The sequence below is a fragment of the Lutimonas saemankumensis genome, assembly GCF_020171465.1.
GTDB lineage: Bacteria > Bacteroidota > Bacteroidia > Flavobacteriales > Flavobacteriaceae > Lutimonas > Lutimonas saemankumensis.
The window spans coordinates 572,592-591,594 of record NZ_JAIUZR010000003.1 but is presented as its reverse complement, the minus strand read 5'-3'; the positions used below and the strand labels follow the sequence as shown (position 1 = coordinate 591,594).

At 40.1% G+C, this 19,003-nt stretch carries 12 protein-coding genes; 7 read left to right on the top strand and 5 right to left on the bottom strand.

Features of this window, described 5'->3' with window-relative positions; genetic code table 11:
- Window positions 1-45: 45 nt before the first annotated feature.
- A complete protein-coding gene (locus tag LCM02_RS04110) occupies window positions 46-2,103 on the bottom strand; it encodes an HD family phosphohydrolase (RefSeq protein ID WP_224927057.1) in 2,058 nt (685 codons plus the stop codon).
- Window positions 2,104-2,364: 261 nt separating this feature from the next.
- Between LCM02_RS04110 and LCM02_RS04105 the strand changes: the two genes are divergently transcribed.
- Genes LCM02_RS04105 through LCM02_RS04095 form a run of 3 tightly spaced genes read left to right on the top strand, consistent with a single transcriptional unit; the run spans window position 2,365 to window position 5,268 of the window.
- On the top strand, window positions 2,365-3,540 hold the full coding sequence (locus tag LCM02_RS04105) for an acetyl-CoA C-acyltransferase (RefSeq protein WP_224927056.1): 1,176 nt from the start codon (window positions 2,365-2,367) through the stop codon (window positions 3,538-3,540).
- 33 nt (window positions 3,541-3,573) lie between these two features.
- Window positions 3,574-4,344, top strand: a complete 771-nt coding sequence (locus tag LCM02_RS04100; protein WP_224927055.1) for a C40 family peptidase — start codon at window positions 3,574-3,576, stop codon at window positions 4,342-4,344.
- A 42-nt stretch (window positions 4,345-4,386) separates the two neighbouring features.
- A complete protein-coding gene (locus LCM02_RS04095) occupies window positions 4,387-5,268 on the top strand; it encodes an SdiA-regulated/phytase-like domain-containing protein (RefSeq protein ID WP_224927054.1) in 882 nt (293 codons plus the stop codon).
- A gap of 59 nt (window positions 5,269-5,327) precedes the next feature.
- Here the strand turns inward: LCM02_RS04095 and LCM02_RS04090 are convergent, their stop codons facing one another.
- Together LCM02_RS04090 and gyrA are read right to left on the bottom strand one after the other, a co-directional pair.
- Window positions 5,328-6,593, bottom strand: coding sequence for a tetratricopeptide repeat protein (locus LCM02_RS04090; RefSeq protein WP_224927053.1), 1,266 nt, complete (start codon window positions 6,591-6,593; stop codon window positions 5,328-5,330).
- A 44-nt stretch (window positions 6,594-6,637) separates the two neighbouring features.
- On the bottom strand, window positions 6,638-9,151 hold the full coding sequence (gyrA, locus tag LCM02_RS04085; RefSeq protein WP_224927052.1) for a DNA gyrase subunit A: 2,514 nt from the start codon (window positions 9,149-9,151) through the stop codon (window positions 6,638-6,640).
- Window positions 9,152-9,375: 224 nt separating this feature from the next.
- Here gyrA and LCM02_RS04080 point away from each other — a divergent pair, with 224 nt between their 5' ends.
- Window positions 9,376-11,910 (top strand): ATP-dependent Clp protease ATP-binding subunit, encoded by a 2,535-nt coding sequence (locus LCM02_RS04080; protein WP_224927051.1) that lies wholly within the window; start codon window positions 9,376-9,378, stop codon window positions 11,908-11,910.
- A gap of 106 nt (window positions 11,911-12,016) precedes the next feature.
- On the opposite strand, the gene LCM02_RS04075 is transcribed toward LCM02_RS04080, so the two are convergent.
- Window positions 12,017-12,607, bottom strand: coding sequence for an HdeD family acid-resistance protein (locus LCM02_RS04075; RefSeq protein WP_224927050.1), 591 nt, complete (start codon window positions 12,605-12,607; stop codon window positions 12,017-12,019).
- A 454-nt stretch (window positions 12,608-13,061) separates the two neighbouring features.
- Between LCM02_RS04075 and thrA the strand changes: the two genes are divergently transcribed.
- From thrA to thrC, 3 genes are read left to right on the top strand one after another with little or no spacing between them, the layout of a single operon-like run.
- Window positions 13,062-15,506 (top strand): bifunctional aspartate kinase/homoserine dehydrogenase I, encoded by a 2,445-nt coding sequence (gene thrA, locus LCM02_RS04070; RefSeq protein WP_224927049.1) that lies wholly within the window; start codon window positions 13,062-13,064, stop codon window positions 15,504-15,506.
- 8 nt (window positions 15,507-15,514) lie between these two features.
- Window positions 15,515-16,450: a homoserine kinase gene (locus tag LCM02_RS04065; protein WP_224927048.1), complete on the top strand. Its 936-nt coding sequence runs from the start codon at window positions 15,515-15,517 to the stop codon at window positions 16,448-16,450.
- Window positions 16,450-17,748: a threonine synthase gene (gene thrC, locus LCM02_RS04060; protein ID WP_224927047.1), complete on the top strand. Its 1,299-nt coding sequence runs from the start codon at window positions 16,450-16,452 to the stop codon at window positions 17,746-17,748. Before LCM02_RS04065 ends, thrC begins: the two co-directional genes overlap by 1 nt.
- Before the next feature lie 36 nt (window positions 17,749-17,784).
- On the opposite strand, the gene LCM02_RS04055 is transcribed toward thrC, so the two are convergent.
- Window positions 17,785-18,945 carry a BamA/TamA family outer membrane protein gene (locus LCM02_RS04055; RefSeq protein WP_224927046.1) on the bottom strand — a complete coding sequence of 387 codons (1,161 nt, stop codon included), beginning with the start codon at window positions 18,943-18,945 and terminating at the stop codon, window positions 17,785-17,787.
- Window positions 18,946-19,003 lie beyond the last annotated feature (58 nt).

The window sequence follows — 19,003 nt, the reverse complement described above, 5'->3', positions numbered from 1 at the left end:
ATTAGTATCGATCCTTTCAATTTCATAAAAAATTTATTTTAGTGACTATTCAGGGTACTCTATCCTTAAGTGATAGATATTATGAAGTTTCTTTTTGATTACCTTTTTTATGGTCTGAATCTCCTTAAAAGTAATATTTGAATTCATATACTGTCCCTGGTTCATCTGACCATTGATTACCTTCTCAACCAGTTCGTCGATCAACATGGCGGTTGGTTCCTTTATACTCTTCGAAGCCGCCTCGCAGGCATCGCACATCATAAGGATAGCCGTTTCTTTTGAGAATGGTATGGGCCCAGGATAGGTAAAATCTTTTTCATCAACCTGATCCGGAGTTATATCATTTTGTTTCCGATAAAAATAGTAAACAATAGTCGTCCCGTGATGCGTTCGAATAAAATCAATGATACGATCAGGCAGCCTGTTCTTTTTTGCGATTTCAATTCCCTTTAAGACATGTCCGATAATAATATCCGCTGAATCACGGGGAGGCAGTTCATTATGTGGATTGACATTGGTACTTTGATTTTCGATAAAGTACATTGGGTTAACCATTTTTCCAATATCATGATACAGGGCCCCTGTCCGGACCAGCATGGCATTTGCTCCAATCTCATTGGCTGATGCCTCCGCCAGGTTAGCCACCTGCATGGAATGCTGAAAGGTTCCGGGTGCTTTTTCATTAAGCTCTCTTAGTAGCTTTGAATTGGTATTGGACAACTCCAGCAAGGAGACATCAGAGACCAGGTTAAAGGTCCTTTCATAGATCAAAATAAGAAACAGGGAAAGAAAAGAAAGTACCCCGTTCAGCGCAAACATCACAAAATAAGAAAGTTTCAACTGCTCTGCATTTCCCTCCTGAATGATCGAAAAGGCCAGGTAGGCCAAAATATAAACGCCGGTAATCTTAATAATTGAAAAAAACAGATTCGCTCTCCTGTGTAGTTCAGAAACGGTTAATATAGTTACAATTCCGGCAATGATCTGAAGAAAAATAAACTCAAAACTGTTGGGAACGATAAACCCGAGTATTAAAACTGTAATAACATGAGCAAACAGACCTAGTCTCGCATCAAAAAACGCCTTAAATATAATAGGGAGTATAATAACAGGCACAACATAAATATAATCCACCCAGTATTTCTGGACAATTGTTACCAGGAAAACGATAAGGATTACATTAAAAAAGATAAAGGTCAGCTTGGTGTTGTTTTCCCATATATGTTTCCGGTAGCGCTGCAGAAACAGCATGAGCATCAAGAGAACCAATGCAACGAGCACGGTATAACCAAATACGATCCAGTTGTAATTTGACTTGCTCCAGAGTTGTGAATCATACTCACTCTTCAAAGAGATCAGTATTTCGTATTTTTCCCCTTCAACCACATCTCCTTTTGCAATAATTCTTTCTCCATCGGTAACAAGTCCTTTATTTATGGTTATTCCCCTTACCTCTTCGTCTATCACTTTTTGTGTAAACTCTTCATCGTAAAAGATATTGGGCTCCAGGATTTCAAAAAATAAGGTCGTGAAGTTTTGTTCCAGCCTCTGATAACGTGTTTTGTCAAAATACTTCTGAAGCTCAGGGACGAGCATTTCGGTAGTGAACAATTTGTCAGATAGAATATCCTCTGCCTCATTACCTTTTCTCAGCGTTATGATCGTGTTTTTAATTACTTTTTCATTGTCCGATTTATTAAGGAATCCGGTCTTGTAAACTTTCTTTAAGAATCCAAGCCCAAAATTTTTGATTCTGTTTTTGCCTAATCCGGCCGCTGCAGAGTCTTCCTGAATCAAAAGGATTTTGGACAAGTATTTCTCTTCTACTTTTTCGTAGATTCCTTCACGTATGGTAAAAAACAGTTTTTTATTTCCCTCAATTTCTTCAATCTCCTTCTGAACATCTTCATCAGTTTTAAGAATGGCAAAGTCAAACGGAGCATATAAATTCTCATATTGCCAGGGTTTTCCCTTTTGTATATCGTATTTAAACTGTCCCCCTTTAGGAAAAAGGTAAACCACCGTAACGGTCATTACGATAAACAGCATAATTTTATATACCAACGAGTGATTCTGGTAATATTTATTTAAAACATCCTTCATACAAATCGATTTCGTACCCAAATGTAAAAAATAATACTTCAAAACTGCATTATTTCAACAACTTATAAACCTATTAATAATTTTCTTCCGGATCCCGTTGAAACACCTGGCGGACAAAATTTCTTTTCATGAAAAACCTCATTTTTCCAAGGTCTTATATTTTAGGTAATATCTGATAATCTCATTAAAATTAATTACTTTCGCATATACACGATACCCCAGGGTAATTCACTTTAAAGCACGTAAAAAAGTTTATATAAAATGAAAGAAGTTGTCATTGTATCAGCTGTACGCACTCCAATTGGAAGTTTTTTAGGAAGTCTTTCCGAAGTTTCTGCTACAAAACTGGGAGCCGCCGCCATAAAAGGGGCCTTAAAAAAGATCGATCTGGATCCAAATTTGGTGGATGAAGTGTTTATGGGCAATGTGGTTCAGGCCGGATTAGGACAGGCACCTGCAAAACAGGCAGCTCTCTATGCCGGGATTCCTGACACGGTTCCTTGTACCACGGTTAACAAGGTCTGTGCCTCCGGAATGAAATCAATTGCCTTTGCGGCTCAGGCTGTAAAATGCGGCGATTCGGAAATTGTAGTGGCAGGCGGAATGGAAAATATGAGTAGTATTCCGCATTATATGAATGGCAGAAAAGGTCAGAAATTTGGAAATATTCATATAGAAGACGGACTTTTAAAGGATGGACTTGTCAATGTGTATGACGGCAAACATATGGGAACCTGCGGGGATGCCTGTGCCGAAAAATACGAATTCAGCCGTGAAGATCAGGATGCCTTCGCCATAGAATCCTATAAAAGATCGGCCGATGCCTGGGCTTCAGGTAAATTCAAGGAAGAAGTAATCCCGGTTGAAATACCACAACGAAGAGGAGAGCCCGTTGTACTCTCGGAAGATGAAGAATACAAGAATATTAAAATAGATAAAGTTCCCAATTTGAGGCCGGCGTTTGGTAAAGAAGGAACCGTTACGGCGGCCAACGCTTCTACCCTGAATGACGGAGCAGCAGCCTTGGTTATCATGAGCAGGGAAAAAGCAGTTGAGCTCGGATTGGAACCCATGGCGGTCATTAACGGATATGCGGATGCTTCTCAGGAACCTGAATGGTTTACAACGGCCCCGGCCAAGGCCCTGCCCAAAGCCTTGAGTAAAGCAGGTATAAGTGAGGATCAGGTTGATTTTTACGAGTTGAATGAAGCCTTCTCGGTTGTGGGGCTCGCTAATATCAAATTACTGAATCTGGATCCATCAAAGGTAAATGTTCATGGAGGAGCGGTTTCACTGGGCCATCCACTGGGATGTTCCGGGGCAAGGATCATCGTGACGCTGATAAACGTCTTAAAACAAAATAATGGTAAGACGGGAGCTGCGGGGATTTGCAACGGAGGCGGTGGTGCAAGCGCCATGGTAATAAGCTTGCCTTAATCTATAGCACAAAGTTTTATTTAAACCGCCTGCATGGAATTCGGAATTTGTCATCTTAATTGTATCGCAATCAGAAAAGAACCCTCAGATCAAAGTGAAATGGTTTCACAGTTGTTATTTGGCGAGGTTTTTCAGGTAATATTTGAGAATTCAGATTGGCTTAAAATACATATGGACTACGATTTTTATGAAGGCTGGGTGCTTAAGAAACAGGTTTACCCACTTGATAAGGATCGATTTAAAAGGATTTCTGAGAGCGAAAAACATTTTTCCAATGAAATGGCCACTTATATCAATGATCAAAAAGATCAGCTTCAGATTCTGACCCTTGGAGCGGTACTTCCCGAATTTGAATCAGGCCAGTTTGTGATGAACGAGCAAAAACTTGAGTTTGAAGGGGAAGTAATTCATGGAAGAAAACCAAAATCCAGTTTGGTCCTCACGGCCTATAAATTTTTGAATTCGCCATTTTTATGGGGTGGCAGAACTCCTTTAGGTGTGGATTGTTCGGGATTTACTCAAATGGTATACAGAATCAACGGATACCAGTTGTTCCGGGATGCCCATCAACAGGCTAGCCAGGGAGAAGTACTGAGTTTTATTGAAGAATGCGAACCCGGAGATCTGGCATTTTTTGACAATGAAGAAGGTGAGATCATACATTGCGGAATTCTTCTGGCCAATAATTACATCATCCATTGCCATGGAAAGGTAAGAATTGACAGAATAGATTCCAGCGGAATATATAATGTTGACACAAAAAGACATACCCATAAATTAAGGGTAATGAAGCAAATCTTTTAACAAAATACTTTTTCTTGAGTTCATCAACCCTTGGCTTAAATTATGAAAATAAAAAAACGGCATCGGTTTTTAATTGCGAGCATTATAGTCCTCGGTATCATTATCTGGAAGGTATATTTGAATTATAGCCATAAGCTCTTATCTGTAGATGAGCGACTTGGGGAGATTTCAGGAATTGAATTCGACAAACACGGGAACCTTTGGGCCATCAATGACAGTGGAAACAGTACGGAGATACACCAGCTTGACACGTTGGGCAAGCTCGTGAGGTCCGTAGACATAATCAACGCAAAAAACATTGACTGGGAGGATCTGACCCAGGATGACTTTGGACATTTTTTTATAGGCGATTTCGGCAACAATAAAAATGATCGCAGGGACCTGACCATTTACAAGATAGAGAACCCAATAGATCTTAAGACGGCTCAAACGGAAGCGGAAATAATCAGATTCAAATTTATCGACCAGAATCTTGGCAACCCTAAGGACAGCCTAAAAAATTTCGACCTTGAAGCTTTTGTCTTTTATAAGGGGAGATTGTATCTGTTTACCAAGAATCGTACAAAACCCTTCGATGGATTGACGAATCTCTACCGTATGGAAGATTATGCATCCAATCAAAAGGCACAAAAAGTAAGTAGCTTTCAAACCTGTAAGGCAGGAAAATACCAATGCTGGATTACCGGGGCAGCCCTGAGCCCAAATCGTAAAAAGCTTGCCCTTTTGGGTTCAAACAAAATCTGGCTCTTCGAGAATTGGGAAAAAGATGATTTTTTCTCCGGTGATTTAAAAGAAATAGATCTCGGTTTAATAACTCAAAAAGAGGCAATTACATTTTATAACGACTCTACCCTGGTCATTGCCGATGAAAATTTTAAAGGCCTTTTTGGGGGTAATATCTACACCTACGATCTAAACGACTAAAAGGCAAAAAAAAAGCTATCACATAATTGCAATAGCTTTTCCTCATCAGTATTTATTTCTTATTTCATCGAATCATACTTTTCCTTCATGGCCTGGAACTTATCGTTCATTTCAGTATTTTCATACAGGCTCATTAAGGTTCTGATCGTATCAAGATCGTTTGGTCTTAAGCTATACGCTTTCTCATAAACAGGAATAACTTCTTTGTACAAGGCAATCTGTTTTGCTTTTATCTCATCGTATTTGTCAAAATCATTCAGGCTTTTATTCATTTCTTCAACCAATACCTTGTCATCCTCTAAAATAGCAGATCCCAGATTGATATAAGCGTCAACATAATCAGGATCTAATTCAATGGCCTTTTTATAATACTCCTTTGATTTTTCAGATTCTCCCTGCTCTCCAGCAATCACACCCAAATTGAAATACAAGGTTGGGTTTGTAGGGTCCAATTCAATTGCCTGGCTCATCAAACTCGCAAACTCGTCTCTGTTACCCAATTTGATCTGAAGATTCGCCTCAGTTAAAATAAGCGCAACATCTTCCGGCGCAACTTTTCTTGCGTCCTTAACAGCCGCAATGGCTTTTTCAGTATCGCCTTTTTCCACGTGAACAAAAGCTATGTTCTTGATGATGGTTGGTTGCTTGGATTCAGAGGTTATCTCTTTTGGGTCTGAGTAAGAACCAGCTTTTACCATAAGGTCCATTTGAGCCTTGGAACCCATATTTTCTCTTTCTCCTGTTTCAACATTAACGGCTGTGTATTCTGTTGCAATTCCAGTATAACCCAAATCTTTCAGGGTGGTAAAGTAATCTAAAGCAAGATCAAAATCTTTTGCCATGTAGGCAGCATTTGCAGCATATTCCAAATAAACAGTATCTCTTGGGCTCAAACTGTAAACCTGATGCAATTCTGTTTTGGCAGCTTCGTAATTTTTGTCCTGGTAAGATTTGATTCCTTTTGCTGAAACCTCAGAAATCATCGTATTCAACGTAGGTTCTGCCATGGTTGTATATTTGCTCGATCCTAATTTCTCCTCAACATCAAATAATGCATTAAACGATGATGCAGCCTGGTCATAGTTCTCTGCAGAAGGGTCCGTTTTTGCCAATCCGGCATAAGTTTCACCTTTCAGGTAGTAAAATTTTGCTTTGGTTTTGTCATCTGCATTTGCAATCAATGATTCAGCACTTTGAATCTGAGCTTGTGCCGCAGCATAATCATCTTTTTTGATGGCTTTTTCGGCAGCCTTAATTTCATCCTTTTGAGCGAATGTTACCGTACACATGAAAAGAGCCACCAGTAACAAGATTTGATTTTTCATATTAATATTTAATATTTTGTTATTTAATTATTTAGCGTGCAAAATTAATCATTTTGCTCATTATTATTATGATTTTCATCAGTTTTTATTTCTTCCTCATCAATTTCATCCACATCTGACTCTTCGCGCTTTACCTTTGCAACTGCTGCTATTGAATCATTGTCTTTTATATTAATGAGTTTTACTCCCTGGGTGGCACGCCCCATAACTCTGAGATTGGCAACGCTCAATCGAATCGTGATACCCGATTTGTTGATGATCATCAGGTCATCCTCATCAACTACATTTTTAATGGCTACCAGTTCACCTGTCTTCTCGGTAATATTTATGGTTTTAACTCCTTTACCGCCACGATTCGTGATTCTGTAGTCATCAAGTTTCGATCGTTTCCCATAACCTTTTTCAGAAACTACCAGAATATCACTTGCATCGTCCTGAATCGATACCATTCCTACAACCTCATCATTTTCATCTCTCAAGGTAATTCCTCTCACCCCGGATGCATTTCTACCCATCGGCCGCGTCTTACTTTCCTCAAACCGTATGGATTTCCCGGATTTGGCAGCAATCATGATCTGACTGGCACCGTTGGTCAACTTAGCCTCAAGAAGCTCATCGCCCTCTTTAATGGTAATAGCATTTATACCATTGGTCCTTGGCCTGGAATATTGCTCAAGAGAAGTCTTTTTGGTTTGACCTTTCTTAGTCACCATCACTACATAATTGTTGTTCACATACTCCTCGTCCTTAAGGTCCTGGGTAACTAAAAACGCTTTTACCTTATCGTCATTTTCAATATTGATCAAGTTCTGAATAGCTCTTCCTTTTGAGGTCTTATTACCTTCCGGAATTTCATAAACACGCATCCAGAACACTTTCCCTTTTTGAGTGAAGAAAAGCATATACTGATGGTTCGTGGCAACAAACAGGTGCTCAAGGAAGTCTTCATTTCTCGTAGCAACACCTTTTTGGCCTCTTCCCCCTCTATTCTGAATTTTATACTCAGAAAGATCAGTTCGCTTTACATATCCGGCATGAGAAATGGTAACAACCACCTGCGAATTCGGGATCATATCTTCAATATTGAGTTCCCCGCCGGCATATTCAATTACAGATCTTCTTTCATCACCGTATTTTTCTTTGATTTCCAGCAATTCATTCTTGATGATCTCCATTCTTCTTGGTTCACTGTCCAGGATATCTTTAAGATCCTCGATCAATTTCATGATCTCTTCGTATTCAGCTCTCAACTTATCCTGCTCGAGGCCTGTTAACTGCCTTAGCCTCATCTCAACAATCGCCTTTGCCTGAACCTCACTCAGTTCAAAACGCTCCATCAGCTTTTCTCTTGCCTCGTCCGCATTCCCTGAAGCCCTGATCAGTTTGATCACCTCATCGATATTATCACTTGCGATGATCAGACCTTCAAGTATATGAGCTCTTGCTTCTGCCTTTTCAAGTTCAAACTTGGTTCTCCTCACCACAACTTCATGCCTGTGATCAACAAAGTGCACGATAAGGTCCTTTAAATTAAGAACTTCAGGTTTTCCATTGACCAAAGCAATGTTATTTACGCTGAATGAAGTTTGAAGGGCAGTATACTTATAAAGTTTATTGAGTACAATGTTTGGAATAGCATCTCTCTTTAAAACATAAACGAGCCTTCTTCCTTTTCTGCTGGTCTCGTCTCTTATGGAAGCGATTCCGTCAATTTTATGATCATTGATCAAATCAACCGTTTTCTTCAACAGCTCTGAGCCGTTTACCTGGTAGGGCAATTCGGTTACGACGATGCACTCTCTTCCGTTCACTTCTTCGAAATTAGCCTTGGCGCGCATGACAACTCGCCCGCGACCCGTCAAAAAGGCCTGTTTAACTCCCTCGTAGCCATAAATGGTCCCTCCTGTTGGAAAATCAGGTGCCTTAATATATTGAATCAGTTCTTCAACTTCAATGTCACGATTATCGATATAAGCTACCGTTCCGTCAACTACTTCGTTCAAATTATGAGGAGCCATATTGGTAGCCATACCCACGGCAATTCCCGAGGCCCCATTGACAAGTAAACTTGGAATCCTTGTTGGCAGCACCGTAGGCTCCTGAAGCGTATCATCAAAGTTGAGTCGATGATCAACCGTGTCCTTTTCTATATCGGCCAGCATCTCTTCTGAGATCTTTCTCATTCTGACCTCAGTATAACGCATTGCCGCCGGGCTGTCTCCGTCGGGTGAGCCAAAGTTCCCCTGCCCATCAACCAGTTCATAACGCATGCTCCAGTCCTGGGCCATCCGCACCATGGCATCGTAAACCGATGTATCTCCATGGGGGTGATACTTACCTAAAACCTCCCCGACAACCCTGGCCGATTTCTTATGAGCTCCTGTGGCTTTGATACCCAATTCATGCATCCCGAACAAAACCCTTCTATGAACCGGTTTTAATCCGTCCCTTACATCCGGAAGCGCTCTTGAAACAATTACGGACATCGAATAATCGATGTAGGCCGATTTCATTTCCTCCTCAATATTAATTGGAATAATTTTATCCTGTTCCGCCATATTTAATTACCGTTTTTAATCGTATTTTTTTAGCTGGAGCAATATACAATTATTCTTATTTTTAGGGAGACCCGGAGGCATTTTTATTGAGATTAGTTATTAACAATTCCTCCGAATTATTTCCTTGAATTTTAGTAACTTAGTATGAACTTAATAGTTGCTGATAACTTTTGTAATGAATTAGTTAAAAAATCTACTAAATTTACATCATAAACAACAAGCAAATGGACGATAATTTTTCACCAAAAGTAAAGGATGTAATTGCCTATAGCAAGGAAGAAGCGTTGAGACTGGGACATGATTTTATAGGTACTGAACACTTGATGCTTGGCATTTTACGCAAAGGAAAAGGCGAAGCCTATGACATATTGAATACATTCGAGCTGAATTTTTCGGCACTGAGAAAAAAAATAGAATTACTTCATGAAGTCGGTTCAGCCTCATCCGGAGTTAACGATAAAAAAAGTCTTCACCTTACAAAACAGGCTGAAAAAGCCTTGAAGACAACTTTTCTGGAAGCAAAGCTTTTTAAAAGTGATGCCATAAGTACAGCGCATCTTTTGCTCTGTATTTTAAGAAATGAAAACGATCCTACAACGAAGGTCTTGCACAATTTTGATGTGTTTTACGAAGATGTCAAAGAAGTGTTTCAGGAATTGTTTGCAGGAAATAAAGAAGAGGATATTACAGAAAGCCCGGTAGCAGAGACGCCTCCGGAAGATTTTAACGAACCAAAAAAGAATCCTTATCAGGGATCAAAAAGTAACGTGGCAAAAAAATCCAAAACCCCAGTTCTAGATAATTTCGGAAGAGATTTAACGCTTCTGGCTGAAGGAGGCAAGCTTGACCCCGTAGTAGGAAGAAAGCGTGAAATAGAACGTATCTCCCAGATTTTAAGCAGAAGAAAGAAAAACAATCCCATTCTTATTGGAGAACCAGGAGTAGGTAAATCTGCAATTGCAGAAGGGCTTGCCTTACGGATTATCCAGAAAAAAGTATCGAGGATTCTCTTTAATAAACGAATTGTGTCCCTTGATCTTGCAAGCTTGGTTGCGGGAACAAAATATCGTGGTCAGTTTGAAGAAAGAATGAAGGCGCTGATGAATGAACTGGAAAAGAATGATGATATTATACTTTTCATTGATGAAATCCACACGATCGTTGGCGCGGGTGGAGCAACGGGCTCGCTTGATGCTTCAAATATGTTCAAACCTGCCCTGGCCAGGGGGGAAATCCAATGTATCGGAGCTACCACCCTGGACGAATTCAGACAGAACATCGAAAAAGACGGTGCTCTGGAAAGAAGATTCCAAAAAGTAATGGTTGAACCTACAAGCGTTGAAGAAACCATTCAGATTCTTGAGAACATCAAAAATAAATATGAAGATCATCACAATGTGGTCTTTACCCCGGAAGCCATAAAGGCATGTGTCACATTGACGAATCGCTATATGACCGACAGATATTTACCTGACAAGGCTATTGATGCTTTGGATGAAGCCGGTTCAAGAATTCATATCACCAACATTGTGGTTCCTAAAACCGTACTGGAACTGGAAAAGAAACTCGAGGAGATCAGAGAACATAAAAATGACGTGGTAAAGAGCCAGAAGTATGAAGAAGCGGCAAAACTGCGTGATGATGAGAAAAGAACAGAAAAGGAACTGGAAACGGCTCAGTTAGACTGGGAAGAACAGTCCAAACTGCATAAAGAAACAGTAACCGAAGACAATGTTGCCGAAGTTGTAAGCATGATGACGGGAATACCCGTGAACAGAATTGCCGAAGCGGAAAGTAAGCGACTCAAGGACCTGCCAGATCTTATCAAAGGTAAAGTCATTGGACAGGACGAAGCTGTTATGAAAGTGGTTAAGGCTATCCAAAGAAACCGTGTGGGCCTTAAAGATCCGAACAAACCTATCGGATCCTTTATCTTCCTTGGACAGACGGGTGTGGGTAAAACCCAGTTGGCCAAAGTTTTGGCTACTCAGTTATTTGATTCACCCGATGCACTTGTCCGCATTGACATGAGTGAGTATATGGAAAAATTTGCCATTTCTAGGCTAATTGGTGCTCCTCCGGGATATGTGGGCTATGAAGAAGGTGGGCAGTTGACGGAAAAAGTTAGACGCAAACCTTATGCTGTTGTTCTGCTGGATGAAATTGAAAAAGCACATCCCGACGTATTTAATATGTTGCTGCAGATTCTGGATGATGGTTACATCACCGATAGTCTTGGGCGAAAAATTGATTTCAGGCATACAATAATTATCATGACCTCTAACATTGGCTCGAGACAATTAAAAGACTTTGGACAGGGAGTTGGATTTGGTACAGCGTCCAAAAAAGAGCAGGCTGATGCCAATGCAAAAAGCATTATCCAAAACGCCCTTAAAAAGAGTTTTGCACCCGAATTCCTAAATAGAATTGACGATGTGATCGTGTTTAATGCCCTTGAAAGGAAAGACATCCATGCCATAATTGATATTGAACTGGCCAAATTATTATCAAGAATTTCTGACCTCGGCTACAAGCTTAAATTAACCGAAGCAGCGAAAGATTTTATCGTTGAAAAAGGTTTTGACAAACAGTATGGAGCAAGGCCTCTTAAAAGGGCCATTCAGAAGTATATTGAAGACGCGCTTGCTGAAGAGATCGTCAATGCCAATTTAGGTGAGAATGACACTATCTTTATGGATCTGGACAAGAGTAAAGATGAACTTCAGATCAAAATTGAAAAGGAAAAGGAATCGAAATAATCTGGTTCTTATCATGAAATTTTTGATGATCCGTTTAGGGATCATGGTTTAAAAATTAAAAAGCGAGGCTTTGCCTCGCTTTTTTATATCTGATTACATACATCGTTTATCCCTGCAATTTCTCCTTGATATCCTTAACACCGGATTTAACTTTATGTAACCTCAAAGAAAGCATGATATTCGCGATTCCGAGTAAAACTAATGTAAATGCCAATGTATACACCAGGTAAGCTGCACCTATCAATGGGTTAATGATAGACATCATCGCAAAAATCACAACAAGAATACCAAATAACAAAACCCAGCCCCAATTTCCAACTCCTACTTTTTTTATTTTAAAGGAAGCTGAAATCATATAGAAACCCCTGAACAAGAGCCAGAATCCAATGAACATGGAAAAGAGGACCACTGTAAGACCAGGGTATTTGAGTAAAATGAAACCGACAATTACATCCAGGATACCACTGGCCAGGTAGAGTCCAAAGTTATCAATATCATCTTTATTGGTCAGTGCAAAAAACACACTAAATAATCCGCTTACAAATATAAGGGCACTAAAGAAGCTTGCGAGTCCAACAAAACTTTCAACGGGAGTAGAAAACATCCAGTAGGCACTTAGAATCAATAAAATTCCGATAATAAGAAAGACCCACCAGTTTTTCACCGTTCCGGATACTTTCGAGATAAGGTTTGACATAGTAAATATTTTTAAGGTTTGCCTAAAGATAACCCAATAGTTTCAATATTAGCTTCTTAGAGCCCATTTTTTAAAATGAATAATTCTGATTCATATGAATTTTTATTTATTATCAGGCTGGTTCTATACGTATTTACGAAATTGAATAAATAAACCAATGGGGTAATCAATGAGAATAATTCAAACATTTTTTTTGAACATTTTCTATTATCAAAAAAAATGCAATATTCTTTATCAATTAAAAAAAGAAATATATATTTGCCTCATCATGCAAAAAATAGTCAACTTAACGTCTTCACTTCGCTGTCTTACAACAACAGCTACGTTCACTATGAACACCCTTTAGGGGTTGTTTTGCATATATTACTACGTCCCAAAAAGAATCTGTTTACAAGAAGTAAGTCGAGAATCTTTACAATAAAAAAGTACATTTCAAGAATAAAAATTCAAAACGATGATAGTTTCGAAATTCGGTGGAACTTCAGTAGGATCCGCTGAGAACATAAAAAGAGTAATCCAGATAGTTAAGGAAAAGAAAGAACAGACTGCCATAGTGGTTTCAGCACTTGGGGGGGTAACAAACCTTTTGATCGAGGCTTCTGATCTGGCCCTTAAAAATGATTTGAGGTTTGAAAAAATCGTAGATCAGATTGAGAAAAGGCATTTTGAGGCCATAGAAAACCTTCTCCCGCATGACAACCAAACAAACTGTAAAGCAGAAGTTGCCAAAAAGCTGAATCAATTAAAGGAAATCCTGCATAGTATTTCCCTGCTTAATGACCTTTCCGACAAAACCTCGGCCAGAATTGTAAGCCTTGGAGAAATTATGTCTTCTTTCATTATCCATCAGGCTATGTTGCAGAATGCATTAAATGCCACATTAATTGACAGCCGTGAGGTAATAAAAACCGATGATAATTATTTGAATGCTGAAGTTGATTTTGAACTTACTCGTAAAAACCTGAAAGATGCATTGGGCAGTAATTCGGCAGAAGTTTTTTTATTTCCCGGGTTCATATCTTCAAATCAGTCAAATGAAACAACTACCCTTGGAAGGGGTGGATCAGATTATACGGCAGCCATTATCGCCAATGCCGCGGGAGCGAATATTTTGGAAATCTGGACGGATGTGAGTGGTATGTATACGGCTAATCCAAAGTTGGTAAGACAAGCGTACCCGATTGAGGAAATATCCTATCAGGAAGCCATGGAACTTTCTCATTTTGGTGCCAAAGTACTCTACCCCCCTACTATTCAACCCGTTCTGGATAAAAGGATCCCAATTTTGATAAAGAACACGTTGTCCGCCAAGGATAAGGGCACGTTGATTGCAGAAAAGTCTTTGGTATCCGGATCAACCGTAAAAGGAATCAGCCATATTGAAGATATCGCGTTACTCACGCTTGAAGGAAATGGAATGGTCGGAGTTCCCGGAATTTCAGAACGCTTGTTCGGAGCTCTGGCAAAAAAAGGAATTAACGTAAAATTTATCACGCAGGCCTCCAGTGAACATTCAATTTGTATTGCCATTGATTCTGATGAAAGTGATCTGGCCAAAAAATCAGTGGACCAGGAATTTGAGTTTGAAATTATTCAGCACAAGGTTAATCCACTGATTATCGAAACAGAACTGGCCATTATTGCCCTGGTTGGGGATCATATGAAATCACATCAGGGAATAAGCGGCAGAATGTTCTCTGAACTGGGTGCAAACAATGTGAATATACGAGCCATCGCCCAGGGGTCAACGGAAAAAAATATTTCGGCGGTCATCAGCAAGAATGATGTCAAAAAAGCTTTGAACACCTTACATGCTGCTTTTTTTGAAGATCAGATCAAACAGATCAATCTTTTTATTGTCGGGGTGGGCAATGTAGGTGGAAAGCTATTGGAGCAAATAAAGCTTCAGGCTGATTACCTTTTAGAAAAACAACATTTGCAATTACGTGTTGTTGCCATAAGTAATTCGAGAAAAATGTTCTTCAGGAGTGATGGTATCGAGTTGTCGGATTGGGCAGATCAGCTGGAACAACAGGGTGAAAAAGCGGATCTTGAAGGATTTATCGATAAAATGAAAGGCCTGAATTTACGCAACAGTGTATTTGTTGACAATACAGCCAATGACAGGGTACCCGACTTATATGCGGACTGCCTTTCAGATAGCATCGCCGTTGTGGCCTGCAATAAAATTGCCTGCTCTTCGGCCTTTGACAACTACCAGCACTTAAAATACCTGTCCAGAAAATATAATGCCCCCTTCTTGTTCGAAACCAATGTGGGCGCAGGACTGCCTATTATTGATACTTTGAATAACCTTATCGCTTCTGGGGATGAGATCACTGAGATCCAGGCCGTATTATCGGGAAGCCTGAATTTTGTATTTAATCATTTCAATGGTGAAACCCCGTTTTCTGAAGTAGTAAAACGAGCCGGAGAAGAAGGGTACACCGAGCCGGACCCCCGAATTGACCTCAGTGGCGTGGATGTTATGAGAAAGATTCTTATTTTAATGAGAGAGAGTGGTTTACAGAGCGAGCTGAACGACATTAAGAATGAATCTTTTCTTCCTCAATCTTCCCTTGACGCCGATACGGTTCCGGATTTTCTGGAAACCCTGATCACGGAATCGGACCATTTCAATAAGCTCCGTGAAGCAGCCGAAAGTGAAAAATGCCGATTAAAGTATGTAGCCAGCTATAAAGACGGTAAAGCCTCAGTAGGGCTTCAGCATATCCCGAAGGAACATCCCTTTTACAATTTGGATGGAAAGGATAATATCGTCCTGTTCTACACAAACCGGTACAAGGATCAGCCACTGATCATCAAAGGTGCTGGAGCAGGCGCAGATGTTACCGCTTCAGGAATTTTTGGAGATATTATCAGAACGGGGAACAAATAAAATTGAGCATGAAACAAATCGAAATATTTTCTCCGGCCACCATTGCCAATGTTTCCTGTGGATTTGATGTACTTGGATGCTGTCTCGATTCCATTGGAGACAAAATGGTACTCCGTAAAACGCAAGAGCCAGGAGTCAGAATTGGGAAAATCATTGGTGAGCAGTTACCCTTGGAAGCCGAAAAGAATGTAGCCAGTGTTGCCGTAATTCAGATGATGAAGGATCTGGAAGTTGCACCTGATTTTGGTATTGAAATCGATATTTATAAAAATATTAAACCGGGAAGCGGCGTTGGTAGCAGCGCTGCGAGTGCGGCCGGTGCAGTGTTTGCGGCAAATGAATTACTTGGAAATCCTTTTTCGAGCCATCAACTTATTCCTTATGCTGCTGAAGGTGAAAGAGCGGCCTGTGGTGCTCCTATAGCTGATAATGTTGCTCCTGCCCTTCTTGGGGGATTTACCCTGGTGAAGTCTGATGATCCTATAAAAGTTTTAGAGCTTCCTTCCATTGAAGGCTTATACGCTACCATTATTCATCCGCAAATAGAAATCAAAACTTCGGTTTCAAGAGATATTTTGCCTCAGACCGTAAAACTAAAAAGTGCCATAAAGCAATGGGCGAATGTTGGAGCTTTGATTCATTCTCTTCATACGAATGACCCGCATTTGTTTGCTGAATCTTTAAACGACTATATTGTAGAACCGCATCGATCAAAATTGATCCCGGAATTTGATAATGTAATTAAACATGCCGTTAAAGCAGGCGCGCTTGGTGGAGGAATTTCCGGATCAGGCCCTTCAATATTTACTTTTAGTAAAAATAAGCAAGTTGCTCATAAAGTGAGTCTTGCTATTGATGAAGTTTATAAAAAAACCAAAATTCCCTTTCAGATTTACACATCAAAAATAAACGTGGAGGGAGTTAAAATAGTAAAGAAACAATAATGCAATATTTCAGTTTACATGGCAAGGCACCAAAAGTAGGTTTTAAAGAAGCTGTAATAAAAGGAATCGCCCCCGACAAGGGCCTGTATTTTCCTGAAACCATACCTGCCAAACTTATAGAGGTATTTGAAAACATAGATCAGTACGAACCCAATGAATTGGCTTTTGAAATGATCAATCCCTTTATCGATGGTGAAATTCCGGAGGCCGAGCTGAAAAATATCATTGAGGACACCCTTTGCTTCAATTTCCCTTTGGAAAAGGTAGAAGAAGATGTCTATAGTCTTGAACTATTCCATGGCCCAACCATGGCCTTTAAGGACGTGGGAGGTAGATTTATGGCAAGATGCCTTTCTTATTTCAACCGAGAGCAATCCAATGAGGTAACCGTTCTTGTGGCCACTTCCGGAGATACGGGAGGTGCTGTTGCCAGTGGGTTTCTTGGTGTAAAAGGAGTCAATGTGGTTATCCTATACCCGAGTGGAAAAGTAAGTGAGGTTCAGGAAAAGCAGCTCACGACCCTGGGTCAGAACATTAAGGCCCTTGAGGTAGACGGCACCTTTGACGATTGTCAGGCCATGGTTAAAGAGGCCTTCCTGGATGCGGAGATAACAGATAAAATTCAATTAACCTCAGCCAACTCGATCAATGTGGCCAGGTGGCTGCCCCAGATGTTTTATTTTGCATTTGCGTATAAACAACTTAAGGACCGATCAAAACCATTGGTGTTTTCCACACCCAGCGGAAATTTTGGAAATATCTGTGCAGGAATCATGGCTCAGCAACTTGGCCTGCCCGTACAGCAATTCGTTGCATCGACCAATGCCAATAAAGTGGTTCCTAATTTTATGGAAAAAGGAGAATATATCCCGCTTCGTTCGGTAGCAACCATTTCCAATGCCATGGATGTAGGGGATCCAAGCAATTTTATTCGAATAAGAGAAATCTATAAAAATGACTTTGCGCTAATCAAAGAAAACCTTTCCTCCTATTCGTTTACTGATGATCAAACCCGTGCTGCCATGCTCAAGGTATACGAGGAAACAGGATATATCATGGATCCTCACGGAGCAGTGGGTTATCTAGGCCTCAAGAAATACCTGAAATCGAACCCTGATTCAACCGGAATTTTTCTTGAAACGGCACATCCTGTTAAGTTCCTTGATGTTGTGGAACCTGTTATCAATAAAAAAATAGCCTTTCCGGAGCAGATTAAGAGCGTTATGGATAAGCCAAAGGTTGCTCAATTCATGACGGACTATTCAGAATTGAAGAATTTTTTGTTGACGTCAGACTGATAAGTTGTAAGATGAATAAGTTGATATAACGGGGTTTTATCGTGTAAAGGCCTCTCCTATTCTGAAATATAAACCCCAGTCATCTTTTCCCACGGCTACATCCATTCCAACGCTTATTTTAGAGCTTGGAATAGCCAGGAATCGTATTCCTCCACCCACAGCAGGTAAAAGATTGTCAAAAGACAAGTCACTGGCGTCATTTATCGCTGTTGCGACCCCGCCAAAAGCGACATAACCCCATCTTTTAGCAAACCAATGACGATATTCAGACTGAATATCATACACTTGATTGGCCCTGTACTTACCGTTTGAATATCCTCGCAGGTCATCGCGGCCCACTACGTTCTGACCGGCAAAAGGAACATCCCCAACTGCCGCCTGACCGTATAAGCGAAGTAGTATTGTGTTTCGCTCTCCCTGTGGGAAATACTTGTTATACTCAAGATTGATATTGGTATAATTTGAACTGCTTCCCAAACTTTCAAGAAAGGTCATCGTGTTAAATTTACCGTTGAATCCATTTAATGGCATAAACTGATTATCTCTTGTATCATACTCAGAAGAGAATCCAAAACCAAATAAATCCAGATCCTCTTTGGGGTTACCTGGCAAGTCAAATTCAGTAAGTGAATGGGAATAAACCAGATTTCCTCCTAAATACAACCGCTTGTAGGTACGGACCAAAAAATCAAGATATATAAATTGAAACCGGGTATTATAATCGATAAAAAAACCATCTCCCGGTGGAGGAATCGGAATAATATTGGGTGGTAGTGACCCTATGATATCCCCCCAATCCAAATAGGTTTGAAAATTTACAGAACCCAGACCTCCTACAAGTTTTGATCTGAACTTATCCTCTTTAAAATAGAACTTATTGGCTTGCACCAAATACCAGGTATCATTGGTGGAATATGCTCCGATCAAAGCGGAACTCGACTCGGGAGAAATAGAATCGTTCCCATTGAGCTTATAAAAGCCCGAAGCCATAAATCCAAAAATCGCTCCAAAACTATTATTATACGTTACTGTAGGGATGATGACCTTCTTAAACTTTTTTTTGCTCTCGTCTTTGCTTACTGAAGTCCCAATAGAGTCTTTAATAGTTTCCTCATTCGGATCAGAAACATTGGTCTGAGCCTTGGTTGGCAGGGCAATACAAAAAAGAAGTAAGGTGAAGGTCAGCAATTTTTTCATATCTCAAATTTATTCAAAAGGAAAAAGTCTCACAACCACATGGACATATATTTTCCTA

Bases quoted from the DNA above. Each gene is read 5' to 3' on its own strand.
- LCM02_RS04110 (WP_224927057.1), bottom strand. From the start codon at position 2,103: ATGAAGGATGTTTTAAATAAATATTACCAGAATCACTCGTTGGTATAT.
- LCM02_RS04105 (WP_224927056.1), top strand. From the start codon at position 2,365: ATGAAAGAAGTTGTCATTGTATCAGCTGTACGCACTCCAATTGGAAGT.
- LCM02_RS04100 (WP_224927055.1), top strand. From the start codon at position 3,574: ATGGAATTCGGAATTTGTCATCTTAATTGTATCGCAATCAGAAAAGAA.
- LCM02_RS04095 (WP_224927054.1), top strand. From the start codon at position 4,387: ATGAAAATAAAAAAACGGCATCGGTTTTTAATTGCGAGCATTATAGTC.
- LCM02_RS04090 (WP_224927053.1), bottom strand. From the start codon at position 6,593: ATGAAAAATCAAATCTTGTTACTGGTGGCTCTTTTCATGTGTACGGTA.
- gyrA (WP_224927052.1), bottom strand. From the start codon at position 9,151: ATGGCGGAACAGGATAAAATTATTCCAATTAATATTGAGGAGGAAATG.
- LCM02_RS04080 (WP_224927051.1), top strand. From the start codon at position 9,376: ATGGACGATAATTTTTCACCAAAAGTAAAGGATGTAATTGCCTATAGC.
- LCM02_RS04075 (WP_224927050.1), bottom strand. From the start codon at position 12,607: ATGTCAAACCTTATCTCGAAAGTATCCGGAACGGTGAAAAACTGGTGG.
- thrA (WP_224927049.1), top strand. From the start codon at position 13,062: ATGATAGTTTCGAAATTCGGTGGAACTTCAGTAGGATCCGCTGAGAAC.
- LCM02_RS04065 (WP_224927048.1), top strand. From the start codon at position 15,515: ATGAAACAAATCGAAATATTTTCTCCGGCCACCATTGCCAATGTTTCC.
- thrC (WP_224927047.1), top strand. From the start codon at position 16,450: ATGCAATATTTCAGTTTACATGGCAAGGCACCAAAAGTAGGTTTTAAA.
- LCM02_RS04055 (WP_224927046.1), bottom strand. From the start codon at position 18,945: ATGAAAAAATTGCTGACCTTCACCTTACTTCTTTTTTGTATTGCCCTG.